Source organism: Roseinatronobacter ekhonensis, assembly GCF_900499075.1.
In the GTDB taxonomy this organism is placed as follows: Bacteria; Pseudomonadota; Alphaproteobacteria; order Rhodobacterales; family Rhodobacteraceae; genus Roseinatronobacter; species Roseinatronobacter ekhonensis.
Genome location: NZ_UIHC01000007.1, coordinates 88880 through 106460 on the forward strand (window position 1 = coordinate 88880; position 17581 = coordinate 106460).

General features: G+C 62.9%; 16 protein-coding genes, 1 pseudogene and 1 riboswitch. Of the genes and pseudogenes, 7 read left to right on the top strand and 10 right to left on the bottom strand.

The window, feature by feature from the left end:
* Positions 1 to 864, top strand: a complete 864-nt coding sequence (locus ROE7235_RS05250; RefSeq protein ID WP_121093623.1) for a ribokinase — start codon at positions 1 to 3, stop codon at positions 862 to 864.
* On the opposite strand, the gene msrA is transcribed toward ROE7235_RS05250, so the two are convergent.
* The 6 genes and pseudogenes from msrA to ROE7235_RS05280 form a co-directional block, all read right to left on the bottom strand.
* Positions 861 to 1496 carry a peptide-methionine (S)-S-oxide reductase MsrA gene (gene msrA / locus ROE7235_RS05255; protein WP_121093665.1) on the bottom strand — a complete coding sequence of 212 codons (636 nt, stop codon included), beginning with the start codon at positions 1494 to 1496 and terminating at the stop codon, positions 861 to 863. The genes ROE7235_RS05250 and msrA overlap by 4 nt on opposite strands.
* A 152-nt stretch (positions 1497 to 1648) precedes the next feature.
* Positions 1649 to 2242: pseudogene (locus ROE7235_RS05260) on the bottom strand (glutathione S-transferase family protein).
* Between the two features lie 13 nt (positions 2243 to 2255).
* On the bottom strand, positions 2256 to 3278 hold the full coding sequence (holA, locus tag ROE7235_RS05265; protein WP_121093624.1) for a DNA polymerase III subunit delta: 1023 nt from the start codon (positions 3276 to 3278) through the stop codon (positions 2256 to 2258).
* Complete coding sequence (gene lptE / locus ROE7235_RS05270; protein WP_121093625.1) at positions 3275 to 3754, bottom strand: LPS assembly lipoprotein LptE; 480 nt, start codon at positions 3752 to 3754, stop codon at positions 3275 to 3277. The genes holA and lptE overlap by 4 nt, the downstream gene beginning before the upstream one ends.
* Positions 3741 to 6515: a leucine--tRNA ligase gene (leuS, locus tag ROE7235_RS05275; protein ID WP_121093666.1), complete on the bottom strand. Its 2775-nt coding sequence runs from the start codon at positions 6513 to 6515 to the stop codon at positions 3741 to 3743. Before leuS ends, lptE begins: the two co-directional genes overlap by 14 nt.
* Before the next feature lie 82 nt (positions 6516 to 6597).
* Positions 6598 to 7116, bottom strand: coding sequence for a DUF3576 domain-containing protein (locus ROE7235_RS05280; RefSeq protein ID WP_121093626.1), 519 nt, complete (start codon positions 7114 to 7116; stop codon positions 6598 to 6600).
* A gap of 240 nt (positions 7117 to 7356) precedes the next feature.
* Here ROE7235_RS05280 and ROE7235_RS05285 point away from each other — a divergent pair, with 240 nt between their 5' ends.
* The 3 genes from ROE7235_RS05285 to ROE7235_RS05295 all read left to right on the top strand — a co-directional run bounded on the left by ROE7235_RS05285 (position 7357) and on the right by ROE7235_RS05295 (position 9262).
* Positions 7357 to 8199, top strand: coding sequence for a porin (locus ROE7235_RS05285; RefSeq protein ID WP_121093627.1), 843 nt, complete (start codon positions 7357 to 7359; stop codon positions 8197 to 8199).
* Positions 8200 to 8302: 103 nt separating this feature from the next.
* On the top strand, positions 8303 to 8599 hold the full coding sequence (locus ROE7235_RS05290) for a porin (RefSeq protein ID WP_147434170.1): 297 nt from the start codon (positions 8303 to 8305) through the stop codon (positions 8597 to 8599).
* A gap of 9 nt (positions 8600 to 8608) precedes the next feature.
* Positions 8609 to 9262: a YggS family pyridoxal phosphate-dependent enzyme gene (locus ROE7235_RS05295; protein ID WP_121093629.1), complete on the top strand. Its 654-nt coding sequence runs from the start codon at positions 8609 to 8611 to the stop codon at positions 9260 to 9262.
* A 116-nt stretch (positions 9263 to 9378) separates the two neighbouring features.
* On the opposite strand, the gene ROE7235_RS05300 is transcribed toward ROE7235_RS05295, so the two are convergent.
* Genes ROE7235_RS05300 through ROE7235_RS05310 form a run of 3 tightly spaced genes read right to left on the bottom strand, consistent with a single transcriptional unit; the run spans position 9379 to position 12585 of the window.
* A complete protein-coding gene (locus ROE7235_RS05300) occupies positions 9379 to 10065 on the bottom strand; it encodes a thiamine ABC transporter ATP-binding protein (protein WP_121093630.1) in 687 nt (228 codons plus the stop codon).
* Positions 10052 to 11611, bottom strand: coding sequence for a thiamine/thiamine pyrophosphate ABC transporter permease ThiP (locus ROE7235_RS05305; RefSeq protein WP_370743457.1), 1560 nt, complete (start codon positions 11609 to 11611; stop codon positions 10052 to 10054). Before ROE7235_RS05305 ends, ROE7235_RS05300 begins: the two co-directional genes overlap by 14 nt.
* On the bottom strand, positions 11608 to 12585 hold the full coding sequence (locus ROE7235_RS05310; protein ID WP_121093632.1) for a thiamine ABC transporter substrate-binding protein: 978 nt from the start codon (positions 12583 to 12585) through the stop codon (positions 11608 to 11610). Before ROE7235_RS05310 ends, ROE7235_RS05305 begins: the two co-directional genes overlap by 4 nt.
* 44 nt (positions 12586 to 12629) lie before the next feature.
* Positions 12630 to 12735, bottom strand: a riboswitch (TPP riboswitch).
* 91 nt (positions 12736 to 12826) lie between these two features.
* Here ROE7235_RS05310 and aroC point away from each other — a divergent pair.
* Positions 12827 to 13933 (top strand): chorismate synthase, encoded by a 1107-nt coding sequence (aroC, locus tag ROE7235_RS05315; RefSeq protein WP_121093633.1) that lies wholly within the window; start codon positions 12827 to 12829, stop codon positions 13931 to 13933.
* A gap of 104 nt (positions 13934 to 14037) precedes the next feature.
* Here aroC and ROE7235_RS05320 read toward each other — a convergent pair whose 3' ends face one another.
* On the bottom strand, positions 14038 to 14871 hold the full coding sequence (locus ROE7235_RS05320; RefSeq protein WP_121093634.1) for a prephenate dehydratase: 834 nt from the start codon (positions 14869 to 14871) through the stop codon (positions 14038 to 14040).
* Positions 14872 to 14991: 120 nt separating this feature from the next.
* Here ROE7235_RS05320 and ROE7235_RS05325 point away from each other — a divergent pair, with 120 nt between their 5' ends.
* Positions 14992 to 15498, top strand: coding sequence for a c-type cytochrome (locus ROE7235_RS05325; protein WP_121093635.1), 507 nt, complete (start codon positions 14992 to 14994; stop codon positions 15496 to 15498).
* Positions 15499 to 15688: 190 nt separating this feature from the next.
* Complete coding sequence (locus ROE7235_RS05330) at positions 15689 to 17578, top strand: extracellular solute-binding protein (RefSeq protein WP_121093636.1); 1890 nt, start codon at positions 15689 to 15691, stop codon at positions 17576 to 17578.
* Positions 17579 to 17581 lie beyond the last annotated feature (3 nt).

Consider the following 17581-nt stretch of genomic DNA (forward strand, 5'->3'; position numbering starts at 1 on the left):
ATGACGATCTATTGCTACGGCTCCATCAATATGGACCATATCTACACACTGCCGCACCGGCTGGCCCCCGGCGAAACGCTTGCCGCCACGGCCTATCATGCCGAACTGGGCGGCAAGGGCGCGAATCAGTCTGTTGCGGCAGCGCGCGCGGGCGCAACAGTGCGTCATATCGGGGCCGTGGGCGCGGGCGGGGCCGAAACGCACCTTGCCGCGTTCGGGGTGGATGTGTCGGGCGTGCAGTTGGTGGAGGAGGCCACGGGCCACGCGATCATCCTGCTGGAACCGGACGCTCAGAACAGCATTGTCATTCATCCCGGCGCGAACCGTGCGCTGGACCTGCAAGCCGCCAAGGCCGCGCTGGACGACGCAGAGATTGGCGATCTGCTGCTGATCCAGAACGAGGTCGCATATGTGGCCGAGATGGCAGAGCACGCGATGGGGCTGGGAATGGAGGTGGTCTATTCCGCGGCCCCGTTCGAGGCCGACGCCGCCAAGGCGGTTCTGCCCTTCACCAACACATTGGTGGTCAACGCCGTGGAAGCCGCGCAATTGCAGGACAGCCTTGGTTTGCCGTTCGAGGATTTGCCGGTGGAAACCGTCATCGTGACCAAAGGCGCAGATGGCGCAAGCTGGCACGCGCGCGGTACGCCGGACATACATGCGCCTGCTATGGCTGCAAGGGTGGTGGACACGACGGGCGCGGGTGACTGCTTTACCGGCGCTTTGGCGGCGGCGCTTGACGACGCGATGTCACCGCAAGACGCGATGCGCTTTGCCGCCGCCGCCGCCGGGCTTCAGGTCGCGCGCGTGGGCACAGCCGGGGCCATGCCCACGCGGGCAGAGATTGACGCCGCGCTGGATTAGCCGCCTACGAAGGGCGCATCGCTGCCCCAGATGCGGCGCACCTGAGCGTCGCGACCGCAGGCATCGCGGTAGTTCTTGTAGGCGTCTTTGCGCGCGATCCAGCCAAAGCGGGTCAGCGTGCGTTCGTCGCTGTTGGCGTAGTTCTGGTGGAACTCTTCAGCCGGGTAGAACGTGGCCATGTCGCGCACGGGCGTGACGATGGATTTGCCAAGCTCCGCCTCTGCCGCCGCGATTGCTGCCTGTGCAATGGGCTGCTGGTCGGGGGTCGCAAAGATCGCGGTGGAATATTGCATGCCACGGTCGCAGAACTGGCCGCCTGCATCAAACGGATCAATCGAGCGCAGGAACAGGTCAAGCACCTGCCGGTAGCTGATCTGGCCCGTGTCGAACGTGATCTGCGTCACCTCCAGATGGTCGGTGCGCCCGCTGGCGACCTCTTTGTATTCGGGGTTTGCTTTGCTGCCACCGGCGAAGCCGACGCGCACATCGGTCACGCCATCGACGCGGCGGAAATCAGATTCCACGCACCAGAAACAGCCCCCCGCGACAAGCGCGGTCTGGGTTTGCGCCAAGGCGGGCAGGGTGGTGAAAAACGCTGCAAAGAGCGTGGCGAATAGGGTTGTCAGCCGCATTGGGGCCTCCATGGTTGAGTGAGCCTTACCCACGTTACGCGCGAAAGCGGCGGGGTGTTGCAACAGAAGGTGTCACAATGAAGTGAAGGGGTTGGCACAGCTTGGCCCCGTCCGGTCAACAGAACGAGCAATCCCGTTGCCCACCGCAGTCCTTACCCCATCCGCTCCATGACCTTGCGCAGGGCGGGGCGGGCGAACATTCGGTCCAGATAGGCGGTCAGCCGCTCTTCCTGCACCGGGAATTTCGCGATTCGCGCCCAATCTCCGCAATGCGTGAGGATGATGTCGGGCACCGTCATTCGGTCGCCCATCAGGAACGGCCCGTCGCCCATGCGGTGCGCCAGTGTTTTCTGGCTGTTGGTGAATTCCCAGATCAGCGATTGCTTGATCGCGGATTGGCGCAATTCTTCTGGCAAGACAAACGAATGCCGCGCGGCCATCCACAGCGCGGCGTCGAATTCGTCCAGCAAGAACTGGGTCAGGCTGTCCTGGCGCGCGCGGTCCAGCGTGCCGGCGGGAAACTTCAGGTCGCCATGTTTGTCGGCCAGATACTGGATGATCGCGGTCGAATCGGTGATCGGCGTGCCATCCTCGATCTACACTGGCACTTTGCCTGCGGGGTTGAAGCTGACCACCCCTTCGGATTGCGGTGCGGCGGGGACATGGTCGTAATCCAGCCCCAGTTCCTCCAGAACCCACAGCACGCGGGTGGCGCGGCTGTTGGCCTTGCCGATGACGGTATACATGGGTGCCCCCTTGTTAGCGCCGCGCCATCATCGCCAGCCGGATCAACGCGCGTTCCATCACCGCCATGCTGGGCGCGTTGGACGATGAGCGCAAGGTCAGATCGGCATCTGTCAGCGTGGCCAGCGCAGCTTCCAGCCGCACCAGCCCCCAGCCTTGCGCTTGCTTCAACAGGCGGTCGCGACGGGGTCCGAAAATAGGCGGCTTCATACGCTGGATACCGGCCGAGGGGCCGCCCGGATCGCAATTCATGGCGTGCAGCGCGCGGAAATGGCGCATGGCCATGATGGCGAGCGTCACGGCGGCCACGCCTTGGGCATGCAGGCGCACCATCAGCGGACCGATTTGTGCCGATTCCCCTTCGGCAACGGCATGCAGCAGGTCATCGACCCCCGCCTCCACGCTGGCAGGGGCCAGATCAGCCACCTCTTGCGGAGAGAGCGGGGCGCTGTCGCCATGCTTATACAGCGCAATCTTCTCCAGCGTCTGGCGAAAGTCACCGGGGTCCAGGACGCGTGCCAGCGCGGTCAGGTCGCGCATGGCTTCGGGGGCGATCCGGGTCAGGCCCGCACGGGTCAGGTCGGCCTCGATCTCTTCGCGGGTGGGCGGGTCGTCATAAATGGCCACCGCGCCCGCAGCCGTCGCGCCCTCGAACAATTTGCGCAGTTTAGAGCTGGCTTTCAGCGCCCCTGCGGTTGCCACGATTTGCGCGTCGCCCTTTTGCCAGTCACCAAGTGCGGACTTTATGGCGTCGGTGCTTTGGTCGGTCGCGCCCTCTAGCAGCAAGACCCGCGCGCCGGGGAAGAAGCCCTGCGCCTTGACCGCGTCCAGAACCTGCGCCGCGTCGCGCCGCAAATCGCCCGCTGCCAACCGTTCCAGCCGCATTTCGCTTTCGCCTTGCGGGCCGACAATCGCTGCGACCAGTTCCTGACGTTTCAGCGATACGCGCATCGCATCCTGCCCATAAATGAGCACGCCCGCCAGCGCAGGGTCGGGCTTGGCAATCAGGCGAGTCAGATCGCGGGCGCTGAGTTTCATTCCGCCAGTGCGGCCAGCAGACGTGCTGCGACCTGATCGGCCAGAATGCGCATCAGCCGCGCCTCTGCATCCTCGCGGGAGCGTTGCGTGGCAAGCTGGTTCGCGGTGGTGGAGTAGTTTGTCACATTCCGCAATCTGCCAGAGGTGACGGTGTCGCCGGTCGCAAGCTCTGTCAGCGAGTAGTCCAGATTGCCCAGTAGCGCGATACGGGTTTCGCCAACGCCAACCACGCGCGCCCCGCCACGCTCTGACGTTTCCAAGGTGTAGGACAGGGCGTAGCGCGCGCCTTGCGGGCGGCCCAACCGTTCTTCCAAACCGGCGACAAATTCAAAGCCCAGCGAATCGCTCGGGTCATCGGCGCGGACCTGCCCGCGCAATGCCGTTCCGGACCCATTCGGCGCATAGGCGGGGGTAAAGCCGCAGCCCGCCAGCGCCAATGCGCCAAAAAGGAAAACCCGTCTGTCAGACAACCACATTCACGATCCGCCCCGGCACAACGATCAGCTTGCGCGGCGGGTTGCCCGCCAGCGCCTTAATTACAGCTTCATCCGCCAGCGCCAGTTTTTCAACCTCTTCCTTGGAGGCGTCGGCCCCGACGGTGATCTCAGAGCGCCGTTTGCCGTTGATCTGGATCGGCAGGGTCACGGTGTCGGCCACCAGAAGCGCGGGGTCCGCCTTGGGCCAGGCGGCTTGCGCCACCAGACCCTCGCCGCCCATGCGCGACCAGATATCTTCGGCCAGATGCGGGACCATCGGGGCCATAAGCTGCGCAAGCGTCTTCATCGCCGCCACTTGCGCGGTGCCAGAGGCTTTCGATTTCGACAGCGTGTTGGTGAAGGCGTAAAGTTCTGCAATCGCCTTGTTGAAGGCGAAGTTTTCCACCGCTTTCGTGACTGCGTCAATCGCGCGGTGCATGGCGCGCATCAGGTCGGTGTCAGCATCCGAGGGCTGGCCGATCTCCACGGTCGCGATCTTGTCGCAGAGGGTCCAGACGCGGCCCAGATGCTTGAACGTCGCTTCAGCGCCCGCGCTGGTCCATTCCACGTCGCGCTCCGGCGGGCTGTCGGACAGCACGAACCACCGCGCGGTATCGGCGCCGAAGGCGTTGATAATGTTGACGGGGTCCACCACGTTTTTCTTGGATTTCGACATTTTGGCGGAGGGGTAGATGCGTAAAACCGGCTCTTCGTCATCATCTGACCAAATTGGAAAAGGCTCTGTGTCAATGTACGAGTCACCCTTAGCATCGAGCCGTGCTCTTATTGCGCCAAAATCATCGTGATCAATCTCGAGAAAATCGAGTGCTGTCTTTCTGATTGCTACACGGTTGCCCCCGTGATCGAGGAGTACCACTTCTTCCGGAAGATAGTATTTTGTCCGCCCCACAGTAACCATCTCGCCTGTCGACCGATTTGGCTCCATTTCGCTTGCCGGAACCGAAAACCGTTTGTTCCCAACGTAAATCTCATGCGTCACCATCCCCTGCGTGAACAGCGCATTGAACGGTTCTTTCGCGCTTTCGGGCAAATGCCCGGTTTTCACCATCGCGCGGGCGAAGAAGCGGGAATAGAGCAGGTGCAGGATCGCATGTTCGATCCCGCCGATATACTGGTCCACGTTCATCCAATATTCGGCATCCTCGGCATCGGTCGGCGTGTCGGCGCGCGGGCTGGTGAAGCGCGCGTAATACCATGACGAATCGACAAACGTATCCATCGTGTCGGTTTCGCGCTTTGCGGGCGCGCCGCAAGCCGGGCAGGCGCAATCGCGCCATGTCGGGTGGCGGTCCAGTGGGTTGCCGGGCTGGTCGAATGACACGTCATCGGGCAGCGCGATGGGCAGGTTTTCCTTCTTCTCCGGCACCACGCCGCACGCATCGCAATGCACCACGGGAATCGGGCAGCCCCAATAGCGCTGGCGCGACAGCCCCCAGTCGCGCAGGCGGTATTGCGTGACGCCGTGGCCGACACCGTTCGATTCGCAGAAGGTAATCGCGGCTTCCACCGCATCCGCGCCGGTTTGGTCGGTGTCGCCTGCGAAACCGCGCAGATAGACAACCGGCTCTGTTTTCGGCGGCACATAGGCCGACCCACCCTCTTCGGGTAGGGTGCGGCCCTCATCCTCGGCAGAGGCAAAGACGGACGCGACCGGCAATCCGTATTTATTTGCGAAATCCAGATCGCGCTGGTCATGCGCGGGACAGCCGAAAATCGCGCCGGTGCCGTAATCCATCAGGATAAAGTTCGCGATATAGACCGGCAATTCCCAAGCATCATCGAACGGGTGGCGCACGCGGATGCCGGTGTCCAAGCCCTTTTTCTCGGCCTTTTCCAGCGCTTCCTCGGTCGTGCCGATCTTGCGACAATCGGCGTTGAACGCCGCCACATCATCGCTATGCCGCTCCAGATAGCGCGCCAGCGGATGGTCGGGCGAGATTCCGACAAACGACGCCCCCAACAACGTGTCAGGGCGGGTGGTATACACCTCGATCCGGTCGAAACCCTCGGGCGCGTCCACCGTGGAAAACGCGAATTGCAACCCGCGCGACTGCCCGATCCAGTTGCGCTGCATCAGCCGCACTTTTTCGGGCCAGTCCTTCAACCCGTCCAGCGCCTCCAGCAACTCGGCGCTGTAGTCCGAGATCTTGAAGAACCATTGCGTCAGCTCACGGCGCTCCACCTCCGCGCCCGACCGCCAACCCTTGCCGTCGATCACCTGCTCGTTGGCCAGAACCGTCATATCCACCGGGTCCCAGTTGACCACGGCGTTCTTGCGGTAGACCAACCCTTCGGACAGCATGTCGATGAACATCGCCTGTTGCTGGCCGTAATATTCGGGGTTACAGGTGGCAAATTCGCGCGACCAGTCAATCGACAGGCCCAAGGGCTTCATTTGCTCGCGCATGACCTCGATATTGCCGTAGGTCCAGTCCTTCGGGTGCCCGCCCTGTTCCATTGCGGCATTCTCGGCAGGCATGCCGAACGCGTCCCACCCCATCGGGTGCAGCACCGAAAACCCCTGCGCCGCCTTATACCGCGCGACCACATCGCCCATCGTGTAGTTGCGCACATGCCCCATATGAATGCGCCCCGACGGGTAGGGGAACATCTCCAGCACATAATATTTGGGCTTGGCGGGGTCGCGTCGGGCGGTGAACACCTCTGCATCGTGCCACGCGGATTGCCATTTGGCCTCTATGTGTTGCGGCTGGTAACGCGCGTCTTGGCTGGTGGTCATGCTGCTTCCCTTGGGCTGAACGTAAAATGCCGGGCGCGACCGGCCCGGCATCTGTAGCGCCGCGAATCGGCAAGGTCCAGATTCAGAGGTTGCGATCGCGAATCCGCAACTGCCGCGCGCGTGTCAGGATGGCATCTTCCACCGCGCGAATCGTGTCGCGGCTGGCGGGGCCGCCGCGCGTCATGATGGCCACGTTCAGCGAACGGGCATCCAGCGCCGGGTCATTGACCAGCACAGCGGCGCGGTAGGCGCGGCCACCGCCGGGCGGCGTGCCATAGCCCGTCACGATCACCCCCGAAAACGGGTCAACCGATTGCACCGGCAGAAAATCCAGCACCTCCAAAGAGGCGTTCCACAGATATTTGTTCACCTCGACCGTGGTTGAAGGCGGCTGCGCGTTGGAAAACAGGTCCCAGATGGTCGACTGTCCCGCCATCCCGCCATCGCGCACACGTTCCCGTTCCTGAATGTCCGCGACCTCTGCTTGAGAGCGCTCTCCACCGCTTAGGAAATTGCCAAAGCCGAATCCGCCACCGCATCCGGCCAACAAAAGCGCCGCGCTCAATACCACGCCCGCGCGCGAGATGCCGTTCCAACCCATTGCATTGCCCCTATATAGCGTTGTCCTTCTGTAGCCCGTTCTAAAACATGGAACAAGGCCCGTGCGGCGCACTACCATAATGGGCGCATGGGGATTGCGTGACAATTCTGCATCATTTCCCGCGCTTTGCCCCGACCCGCCGCGCTTGCGCTTGAAAAAAGGGGGCGAAAGGATGAAACAGGCTCAGACCTTGCCTGAGTGGTAAGGCGAGGAACACCTAAAGATAACGAGGGTAATCAAATGAAAAAGCTTCTTCTGGCTACGACCGCGCTGGCAATGTCCGCTGGCTACGCTGCTGCAGACGTTGCTCTGTCGGGCGACGCTCGCATGGGTATCGTGTACAACGGTAGCCTGGCTCGCGAACTGAGCTTCACCAGCCGTGCACGCGTCACCTTCACCCTGTCGGGCGAAACCGATGGCGGCCTGGCATTCGGCGGTTCGTTCCGCGCAGACAACGCCGTTGGCGCATCGGCTGGCACCGCTGGCTCCGTGTTCATCTCGGGCACCTTTGGTCGTTTGACCATGGGCGACACCGCAGGTGCTGCTGAATTCATCGTTGGCGATCTGGCCGGCGTTGGCCTGACCGGTCTGGGCGACCTGAACAACAACTTTTACATCTCGAACAACCCTGCCATCTTCCGCCCGACCGCACGTTACGACTACACCATGGACGGCCTGACGGTCGCTCTGTCGGTTGAGAACCCGGCAACCGCACTGTTCGCTTACTCGATCGGTGCAAGCTACGCCATGAACGGCTTCTCGGCCGGTATCGGTTACGAGCAGATTGATGGTGGCGACGATCACGTCATCGCATTCTTGGGCGCTGAGTTCGAAGGCATCGAAGGTAAAGTGACCTACGGCGAATCCGGCGGTGCTGACCAGTTTGGTGTCTCGATCACCGGTTCGTTCGACGCAACCACCGTGACCGCATTCGGCCGTCAGGACTTTGTTGGCGACACCCATTACGGTCTGGGCGCTTCCTACGACCTCGGCGGCGGTGCATCGCTGGTCGGCGGCGTTGTTCGCAACGGCTCGCTGGGCGGTTTCACAACCGCAGACTTCGGTCTGTCCTTCTCGTTCTAATCCTACCCGGATTGAACACACGGAAAGAGCGGGCCTTGTGCCCGCTCTTTTTGTTTGTGCCCAGCCCTTGTCTGGCCCGCCCGCCTGCGCCACATTCGAGGCCATGAAACGCGCCCTTTTCGCTTTGCTGGTATTGCTGCCCGCCCCGCTTGTCGCACAGGACGGGCCGGGCCTGTATCTGCAAGGCGACGTGCGCATGGGCGTGGTCTGGGACCGTCCCGCCCCTGCACCGGGAAGCGACCGCGCCGAAGCGCGTCTTTATGCCCGCAGCCAACTCAAGCTGAAATTCATCGGCGAAACCGATGGTGGCCTGCGCTACGGGGCAGAAATTGATCTGGACAAACTGAACGCCACGGGCGCTGCCAACCCCGGCGGCCAAAGCGTCTTTATCGGAAACTAGGGGGCAGCGATGTCGCTACAAGGTATAAAGGCGCGCATCGCCGCAGCCGCAGAACAGGCGGGCCGCGCCCCCGAGTCGGTCAGCCTGATCGCCGTGTCGAAAGTGCAACCCGACGACCGTGTCCGCGCAGTGCTGGACGCGGGTCACCGCGTCTTTGGCGAAAACCGCGTGCAGGAAGCAGCGGGCAAATGGCCCGGCTTCCGCGACGCGTTCGGGCCGGTCGAACTGCACCTGCTGGGGCCGCTGCAATCCAACAAGGCGCGTCAGGCGATGGAGCTGTTTGACGTGATCCACTCGCTCGACCGGCTGAAACTCGCCCGCACTCTGGCGCGGCTGGCCGATGAGCTGGGCCGCTGCCCCGATCTGTTCATTCAGGTCAATACCGGCGCGGAACCGCAAAAGGCGGGCGTTCTGCCCGATGATGCCGATACGATGGTCGCCGAATGCCGCGCGTTGGGCCTGCCCGTTCTGGGCCTTATGTCCATCCCGCCGGTCGACGAGGATGCGGCCAGACATTTCAAGCTTCTGGCAGACATGGCCACGCGCAATGGCCTCAGCGGCTTGTCGATGGGCATGTCGGATGATTTCGAGACCGCAATCGCCCACGGTGCCACCCATGTGCGCGTCGGCTCTGCCATATTCGGCGCCCGTGAACCGGCGTAAAGCCGATCCCCTCAACCGCACGCAATTTCATTCTTGCTTGAATATCCTGGGGTGAATGGTCACGCAGGGACCAGAGGGGCAACGCCCCCAAGCCCCCGTCCGTCCACAACAGCGCATTATCCCAGATAGGCGCGCAACTCTGGCGGCGGGTTGTCCAATAGCTGCGCGGTGGGGCGCGGTGCATGGGCCACGCCATCGGCCACCAGCACCGTTTCGTCACAGATTGCTCGGGCATCGGCCACGTCATGGCTCACCATCAGCAGGGTCGCGCCGGTTTCGGCCACGATCTCGGCCACCAGTGCCAGCATCTCTGCCTTCAGCGCTGGGCCAAGCGCGGCGAACGGTTCATCCAGTAACACCAAGGGCCGCGCGCGGATCAGGGTGCGCGCCAGCGCCACCCGGCTTTGCTGCCCGCCAGAAAGTTCGGCGGGGCGGCGCGCGTCCAGACCCGTCAATCCAACACGCGTCAGCGCGTCTTGCACCGCCTTCCGCTCGGCGCTTCTCAGCCGCAAAGAGGGTTTCAGCCCCAGCGCGACATTGTCGAACGCGGTCAGATGCGGGAACAGGTTATTGTCCTGAAACAGGATCGTCACCGGCCGCGCGCCAGGGTCTTGCGCCATGGCCTGCCCGCTCCAGGTTATTTGCCCCGTGACCGGCACAAACCCCGCAATCGCGCCCAATAGCGTCGATTTCCCAGCGCCAGAGGGGCCGATGACCGCAATGCGCGCGCCATCCGCTACCGTCAGATCGGCGCTCAGGCGAAACTTTCCTTGGGTGATTGTCACGTTTTCAAGCCGCAGCATCGGCGCGCCCCCATCGGTCGAATGCCCAGAACAGCGCAAGGCTGGACAGCAGTAGCAACAGCGCAGCCCCGGCTGCCTCATCTTGCCGGTAGGCCTGCATCAGCCGGTAAAGCTGCATCGGCAGGGTGGCGCGGTCGGCTTCTGCAAACAGCAGAATCACCCCCAGATCGCCCATCGACAGTGCGGCAGTCAACCCGGCGGCAAACCCCAAGGGGCGGCGCAGACGCGGCAGCGTGACCAGCCGCAAGCGCGCAAACCCGTGCAGGCCAAGCGAGGTGGCTAGACGTCCTTGCGTGGCGGCTGCATCGCGCAGGGCCGGCAGGATCAGGCGCAGGGCAAAAGGCAGCGCCAAGCCCGCATTGACCAGCATTGTGACTGCAAGCGCCAAGTCGCGCGGGTCCGCAATCGGGCGGATGATCAGGAACAGCCCTGTCCCGATGACCAAAGGGGATGCCGCCAAAGCTGCCAGCCCCAACCATTCCAAGCCCAAAGCACCGGCGCGGGGCAAGGCCAGAATGGCATGGGCCAGCACAAGTGCGAAGGCCGTGGTCAGCGCCGTCGCACCCAGCGCCACCCAAAGCGAGCGCAGGGCGGCCTGCCAGACAGAGGCGGGAAGGCTGGCCAGATACGGCGCACCGCGCGCCACAATAAGGGCGAGCGGCACCAGCAGGAACAGCGCCGCGCAGGCAATCAGCGCGCTGTCGCCCCAAAGCGCACCGCGCCGATACTCCAGACGTGGCAGGGGCCGGTCCAGACCACCACCCAAGCCCGATGGCAGCGCCACCCGCAAGGCCAGCAGCCCGGCCCCCAGGCACAGTGCGAACTGCACCAGCGCAAGCGCCGCCGCGCGCCCCATGTCATAGTCGAACCGGAACGCCTGATAGATCGCCAATTCGACCGTGGTCGCGCGTGGTCCGCCCCCAAGGGCCAGCGCCACGGCAAAACTGGTCAGGCAGATTAGGAAAACCAGCAGGAAAGCACCCGGTGCAACCTCTCGCAGCATCGGGGCTTCCAGATGGCGCAGGCGGTCGCTTGGGGTAAACCCGAGCGATACGGCCAAGCGCACGCGTTCTGCCGGAATCGTCGCCCAACCTTGCAGGATGATGCGCGTGGCCAATGGCAGATTGTAGAAAACATGTGCCAAAACGACGCCGTGCAGCCCGTATATATTGACCGGCCCCAGCCCGACCAGCGCCAGCGCCTCATTGACCAGACCAGAGCGCCCGAACACTGCCAGTAGGCCCAGCACCGCGACAAGCGTGGGCAGGATGAAGGGCGCGCCCATCAGGGTGATCAGCAATCCGCGCCCGGCAAATTGCCGTCGCGCCAAGGCGCGGGCAACCGGAATCGCCAGCGCCACAGACAGCAGCGCCGACAAAAAGGCTTGCAGCACCGTGAAACGCACGGCGGCCCAATCTGCGGCGCGCAGGCCGGTCAGCCCTTCGGCGCGCAGGGCTACCGCGCCCAAAGCGCCGAAATTCAGCGCCAGCAACCACAGCGCCACGACACCCGCAAGCGCGAGCGTTAGGGCGCGGGCGCGTGTCACCGCGTCATGCCTTGCAACCACAGATCAAGCGCAGGGTCGCGACGTTCCTCTGCCTTGGCCTCGTCATAGTGGATCGGCGTGTCGGGGAAGGGCAGGTCGCGCATTACCTCTGGCCAGTCTTGGCGCGGCAGCGCCGATGGGTAGGACCAGTTGCCATACGCGATCATGTCCTGAAACTCGGCTGACAGGATATAGGCCATGAAATCGGTCGCCAGTTCCGGGTTTTCAGCGCCGGTCAGAATACCTGCCACTTCCGCCGTCAGATAATGGCCTTCGTCGAAAATGGCGGCGGCCTTGCTGTCGTCGTCCTCTGCCACGATGTGGTAGGCGGGCGAGGTGGCGTAGCTCAGCACCATGTCGGCCTCGCCCTCTGTGAACAGCCCATAAGCCTCGGACCATCCTGCCGTGACGGTCACGGTCCGTTCGGACAGGGCCGCCCAGACATCGGCGGCGTCCTCGCCATAAAGCTGGTCGACCCATAGCAGCAGCGCCAACCCCGCGCCCGAAGACCGCGGATCTTGCCAGACAAGCGAGATATCCTCACGCTCTATCAGTTCGGCAAAGCTGGTCGGCGGGTTCTCTACGCGGGTCTTGTCATAGACCCAGGCGTTATAACCCCAGTTGAAGGGCAGGAAGGTTTCGTCATCCCAGTCAATCGGCAGGGTCAGCGCGTCCAGCGGCTGGCCATGTGGTGCGAACAGGCCGGTGTCGCGGGCGCGCAGCGTGGTATCGGTGCTGAGCCCGATTACGACATCGCCTTCCAGCCGGTCCCCTTCCAGCATCAGGCGGGGAAGCACGTCGCCGGTGCGAAACTCCAGCGTGCAGGTGCCGCAGCGGGCCTCGAACCCGTCCTTTATGGCCGGGCCTGGCCCCCATTCGGACCCGAAATAATCTGGCGCAATCACGGTCAGCGTCTGGCTTTGGGCCATGCCGCCGGTTGTGATGAGTGCCGCCGCGAACAGGATTGGTTTCATCTCTCTCTCCATCATTTCACGACAGGCGGAGATGAGCGCGGGCGCGATGCGCCCTATCCCTTCCCTCCGCCGGTCCTAACCGGTTCAGGTTCAACGGGTTCATGCATGGTGCAAATCTCAGCCCTGTTTGGGGCACCCCGAGGTGAGATGACAGGTAGCGCGAAAAACCGGCTGCGGCAAGGGCATGGCTTGAGCCTGCCGCCCCTGCCCGCTATTGCTGGCGCAAAGGAGTGCCCAGCCCATGAGCTTCAACACATTCGGCCATCTGTTTCGCGTGACCACATGGGGCGAAAGCCATGGGCCTGCTTTGGGCGCGACGGTGGATGGCTGTCCGCCGGGCGTGGCGCTGGATGCGGGCATGATCCAGACATGGCTGGACAAGCGCAAGCCGGGGCAGAACCGGCACACCACGCAGCGGCGCGAACCCGACGAGGTCGAGATTCTGTCAGGGGTCTATGACGGGCAGACCACCGGCACGCCGATCCAGTTGATGATCCGAAATGTCGACCAGCGCAGCAAGGATTACGGCAATATCGCCGATACGTTCCGCCCCGGTCACGCCGACATCACATATTACCAGAAGTACGGGCTGCGCGATCCGCGCGGTGGCGGTCGGTCCTCTGCACGCGAAACGGCGGCGCGGGTGGCGGCGGGCGGTGTGGCGCGGGCGGTGCTGGGCCAGCTTTTGCCCGACCTGCATATTCTGGGTTACATGGTGCAGATGGGGCCGCACCATATTGACCGCGCGCGGTTCGATATGGACGAGATTGCGCGCAATCCGTTCTGGGTGCCCGATGCGCAGGCTGCCGAGGATTGGGCCAAGGTGCTGGACACCATGCGCAGCGACCGCAATTCGGTGGGCGCAACAATCGAGGTGGTGGCAAAGGGTCTGCCCGCCGGAATTGGTGCGCCGATCTATGCCAAGCTCGACACGGAGCTTGCCGCCGCGATGATGTCGATCAACGCGGTCAAGGGGGTCGAGATTGGCGCGGGCATGGACGCAGCCGCCCTGACCGGCGTGGACAACGCCGATGAAATCGACATGGGTGCGGAAGGGCCGGAATATCGCAGCAACAAGGCGGGTGGTATCTTGGGCGGCATTTCCACAGGTCAGGATGTGGTGGTGCGCTTTGCGGTCAAGCCGACCAGTTCCATCACCACCCCGCGCGAGTCGATCCTGCGCGACGGCAGCCCCAATAGCGTTGTGACAAAGGGTCGGCACGATCCATGTGTTGGAATACGCGCCGTCCCGGTGGCCGAAGCGATGATGGCCTGCGTGCTGCTGGATCAGGTCTTGATGCAGCGCGCCCAGACGGGTGTTGCGGGGCCGGTCGGGGTGATTGGTTGAGGCGACTTTCGGCCGCGCCCCGGACGTGATCCGGGGCCTCTTCCTTTACCCTTTGCGGCCAAATTAACCCAGAGGCCCCGGATCACGTCCGGGGCGCGGCGGCACTACCGCCGTGCCGGGTCTGCCGGATAGGTGCCCAGAATGTTCAGATAGGACGTGAAGTAGCGCAATTCATCCAGCGCCAGCGCGACATTGGGATCATCAGGGTGGCCCTCGATCTCGGCAAAGAACTGGGTCGCGGTGAATGAGCCGTTCACCATATAGCTTTCCAGCTTGACCATGTTCACGCTATTCGTGGCAAACCCGCCCATCGCCTTGTACAGCGCAGCCGGTATGTTGCGCACACGGAACAGAAAACTGGTCATCATTCCATGTTCGCCGCGCCGTGTCAGGTCGGGCTGGGCCGCCATGATCAAAAAGCGGGTGGTGTTGTCGGGCCGGTCTTCGATTTGCGCGGCCAGAACCTGTAGCCCGTAAATCTGCGCAGCCATCTCGCTGGCCAGCGCGGCATGCGTTGGATCGGCGCGTTCGGCCACTTCGCGTGCGGCGCGCGCGTTGTCGCTGCTGACCACGCCGCGAATACCGTGCTTGCGCAAAAAGGTGGAACATTGCGGCAGGATCACCGGGTGGCCATGCGCCTCTGCCACGCCGTCGAGCGTGGCGCCGGGCAACCCGAGAAGGTTGACATGCACGCGCACAAAGGCTTCGGCCACGATATGCAGCCCGCTTTCCGGCAGCAGCGAATGCACATCGGCCACGCGGCCATAGATCGAGTTTTCGACCGCCACCATCGCCAGATCAGCCGCGCCATCGCGGACGGCTGCCATCGTGTCATGGAATGTCGCGCAGGGCAGAGGGGTATATTCGGGCCGCGTGTCGGCACAGGCCTGATGGCCATAGGCGCCCAACTCTCCTTGAAAAGCGATTTTGGCAGTCATGTTTACGCTCTCACCCCTCAAATTCGCCCAAAAGGGCGTTTCGTCGCGGTAACTACCGCTTGAAACCGGGCATGGGAAGCGGATACATACGCTCAAATTCTCTGGCTGAGGGACTGCGCTATGTTCGACACGATGGTCATTACCAAAACTGTAGCAGCGTTTTGTGGCGCTTTGCTTGTGTTCCTGTTGGGGAACTGGGCGGCGAGCGCGCTGTATGTGTCGCAAAATGCCGATGCACCGCAAGCCTATGCCATCGACACCGGCGAGGAAGATGCCGATGCGGAGCCAGAGGTCGAGCTGACATTTGAAGAAGCGTTTGAGGTTGCCGATGCAGATGCCGGGTCGCGCGTCTGGTCGCAATGCCGCGCCTGCCACCAGCTTGAGGCAGGCAATAACGGCGTTGGCCCCTATCTGCACGGCGTGGTGGACCGTCCCATCGGTGCGGCTGACGGTTTCAACTATTCCGGCGCACTGGCGCAGGTGGGCGAGGTCTGGTCGCCGGCAAATCTGAACACCTTTATCGCTAACCCGGCTGGTTCGGCAGAGGGCACGTCGATGAGCTTTCGCGGGATCTCTGACGTGCAGGACCGCGCGAACCTGATCGCCTACATCCAAAGCCAAAGCTGATCACACATCGCTTTGTAGCCTGTCGGGCCGTCCGTTTCTGCGGGCGGCCTGTTTGCTTTTTGGCAAATCCGATCAAAATAGCTTGTGAAGGCCCGTAAAATGCCGCGCGCTTGTCGACAGGCGGGGGGAAACACTAAATACTGACCGACAGGCCCGCGCCAGACGGGACCATTGCAGGAGGAGTTGCCAGATGTTCCAACGCATTACCCGCGCCACCGCGTTCGCGCTTGCGCTTGGCGCCGCCCCGATAGCCGCGCAAGAAACCGAGATTATTCGCGCGCATGGCTATTCTTTCTATGGCGACCTGAGCTACCCCGCCGATTTTGCCCATTTCAATTATGTGAACCCCGATGCGCCAAAAGGCGGCACGATTGCCCTGTCGGCCCAAGGCACGTTCGATTCGATGAATCCGTTCACGCGCAAGGGCCGTGCCGGGGCGCTGTCATCCTCTATGTATGAAAGCTTGCTGGAAACATCCGAACCCATGGGCGGCGGGCTGGCGCCTGCGGATGCGTATGGTGAGTATTACGGCTTGCTGGCGCATACGGTCGAATATCCGGCCAGCAAGGAATGGGTCATCTTCCACATGCGGCCAGAGGCGCGGTTTTCCGATGGAACGCCCGTGACTGCGCATGATGTCGCATTCAGCCATAATCTGTTCATCGAGCAAGGGCTGCCGTCCTATAGCCAAGCCGTCAGCCAGCGCGTGCTGAACGTAGAGGTGCTGGACGATCACCGCGTGAAATTCACCTTCGCGGACGAGATTTCGCGCCGCTCGCTGATTGATCAGGTCGCCAGCACGCCGGTCTTTTCCAAGGCTTGGTACGAGGAAACCGGGTCGCGGCTGGACGAATCGCGCATGGACATCTCTCCGGGGTCGGGCCCTTACATGCTGGACGGCTTCGAGGTGAACCGCTCTATTACCTACAAGCGCAACCCTGACTATTGGGGCGCCGACCTGCCCAACAATGTCGGACGGCATAATTTCGATGAAATCCGCATCGAGTATTTCGCCGATGGTGCGGCCGCGTTCGAGGGGTTCAAGAGCGGTATCTACACGTTCCGCGCCGAGAATAACTCGCGCCAATGGGCGACGGGCTATGATTTTCCGGCCGTGGATGATGGGTATGTCGTTCGCGACGAACTGCCCACCGGTCTTGCCCCCACGCCAACCGGGTTCGTCTTCAACCTTGGCCGCGAGATTTTCCAAGATCCGCGCGTGCGCGAAGCGATCTCGCTGGCTTTCAACTTTGAATGGACGAACGAGACGTTGCAATACGGCTTGTTCGAGCCGCGCGCGTCCTACACCCAAGGCACGCGCTTGCAAGCCGAGGGTCCACCCAAGGGGTTGGAACTGGCATTGCTGGAGAGTTTGGGCGACCTGGTGCCGCCCGCGATGCTGACAGAGCCCGCCCGCATGCCGCACACCTCCAGTGCCGAGCGGTTGGCTGATCGTCGCAACATCCGCCGCGCCAAGGGCCTGCTGGAAGACGCGGGTTGGGCCGTGGATGACAGCGGCGCGCTGCGCAATGCGGCGGGCGAGCAGATGGTGATCGAAATCCCCGTATCTAGCGCCGGATCGGCGACAATGGATTCGATTGTCGAAACCTTTACCCAGAACCTTGGGCTGTTGGGGATTGATGCGCAGTTCCAGCGCATTGACGCGGCCCAGCACACCGACCGCCGCCGCAATCGCGACTATGATATGATCTTCGACCAGTATGGCGCGTTCATGGACACCGGCACGGGCCTGAACCAACGCTACGGGTCGGAAACCGCCGAGTTCAGTCTGTTCAACCCCGCAGGGCTGGCCAGCCCGCTGGTGGATGCGATCATCGACGCCTCGTTGAATGCGCCCACGCCGGAAGAGCGTGACGCGGCCCTCATGGCACTGGACCGCGCGTTGCGGCATGAACTGATTATGGTGCCCGCTTGGTATAACGATACCGTCTGGGTCGCCTATTGGGACATGTTCAAACACCCCGAAACCATTCCGCCCTTCTCGACCGGGCAAATGGACTTCTGGTGGTACGACGCCGACCGCGCCGCCGAATTGCGCGCCGCTGGCGCGCTGAGGTAATCC

Coding starts and splice junctions, on each gene's coding strand:
- ROE7235_RS05285 (WP_121093627.1), top strand. CDS start 7,357: ATGAAAAAGCTTCTTCTGGCTACGACCGCGCTGGCAATGTCCGCTGGC.
- ROE7235_RS05250 (WP_121093623.1), top strand. CDS start 1: ATGACGATCTATTGCTACGGCTCCATCAATATGGACCATATCTACACA.
- ROE7235_RS05330 (WP_121093636.1), top strand. CDS start 15,689: ATGTTCCAACGCATTACCCGCGCCACCGCGTTCGCGCTTGCGCTTGGC.
- ROE7235_RS05290 (WP_147434170.1), top strand. CDS start 8,303: ATGAAACGCGCCCTTTTCGCTTTGCTGGTATTGCTGCCCGCCCCGCTT.
- ROE7235_RS05320 (WP_121093634.1), bottom strand. CDS start 14,871: ATGACTGCCAAAATCGCTTTTCAAGGAGAGTTGGGCGCCTATGGCCAT.
- lptE (WP_121093625.1), bottom strand. CDS start 3,754: ATGTGGTTGTCTGACAGACGGGTTTTCCTTTTTGGCGCATTGGCGCTG.
- ROE7235_RS05325 (WP_121093635.1), top strand. CDS start 14,992: ATGTTCGACACGATGGTCATTACCAAAACTGTAGCAGCGTTTTGTGGC.
- ROE7235_RS05300 (WP_121093630.1), bottom strand. CDS start 10,065: ATGCTGCGGCTTGAAAACGTGACAATCACCCAAGGAAAGTTTCGCCTG.
- ROE7235_RS05310 (WP_121093632.1), bottom strand. CDS start 12,585: ATGAAACCAATCCTGTTCGCGGCGGCACTCATCACAACCGGCGGCATG.
- leuS (WP_121093666.1), bottom strand. CDS start 6,515: ATGACCACCAGCCAAGACGCGCGTTACCAGCCGCAACACATAGAGGCC.
- aroC (WP_121093633.1), top strand. CDS start 12,827: ATGAGCTTCAACACATTCGGCCATCTGTTTCGCGTGACCACATGGGGC.
- ROE7235_RS05295 (WP_121093629.1), top strand. CDS start 8,609: ATGTCGCTACAAGGTATAAAGGCGCGCATCGCCGCAGCCGCAGAACAG.
- msrA (WP_121093665.1), bottom strand. CDS start 1,496: ATGCGGCTGACAACCCTATTCGCCACGCTCTTTGCAGCGTTTTTCACC.
- holA (WP_121093624.1), bottom strand. CDS start 3,278: ATGAAACTCAGCGCCCGCGATCTGACTCGCCTGATTGCCAAGCCCGAC.
- ROE7235_RS05280 (WP_121093626.1), bottom strand. CDS start 7,116: ATGGGTTGGAACGGCATCTCGCGCGCGGGCGTGGTATTGAGCGCGGCG.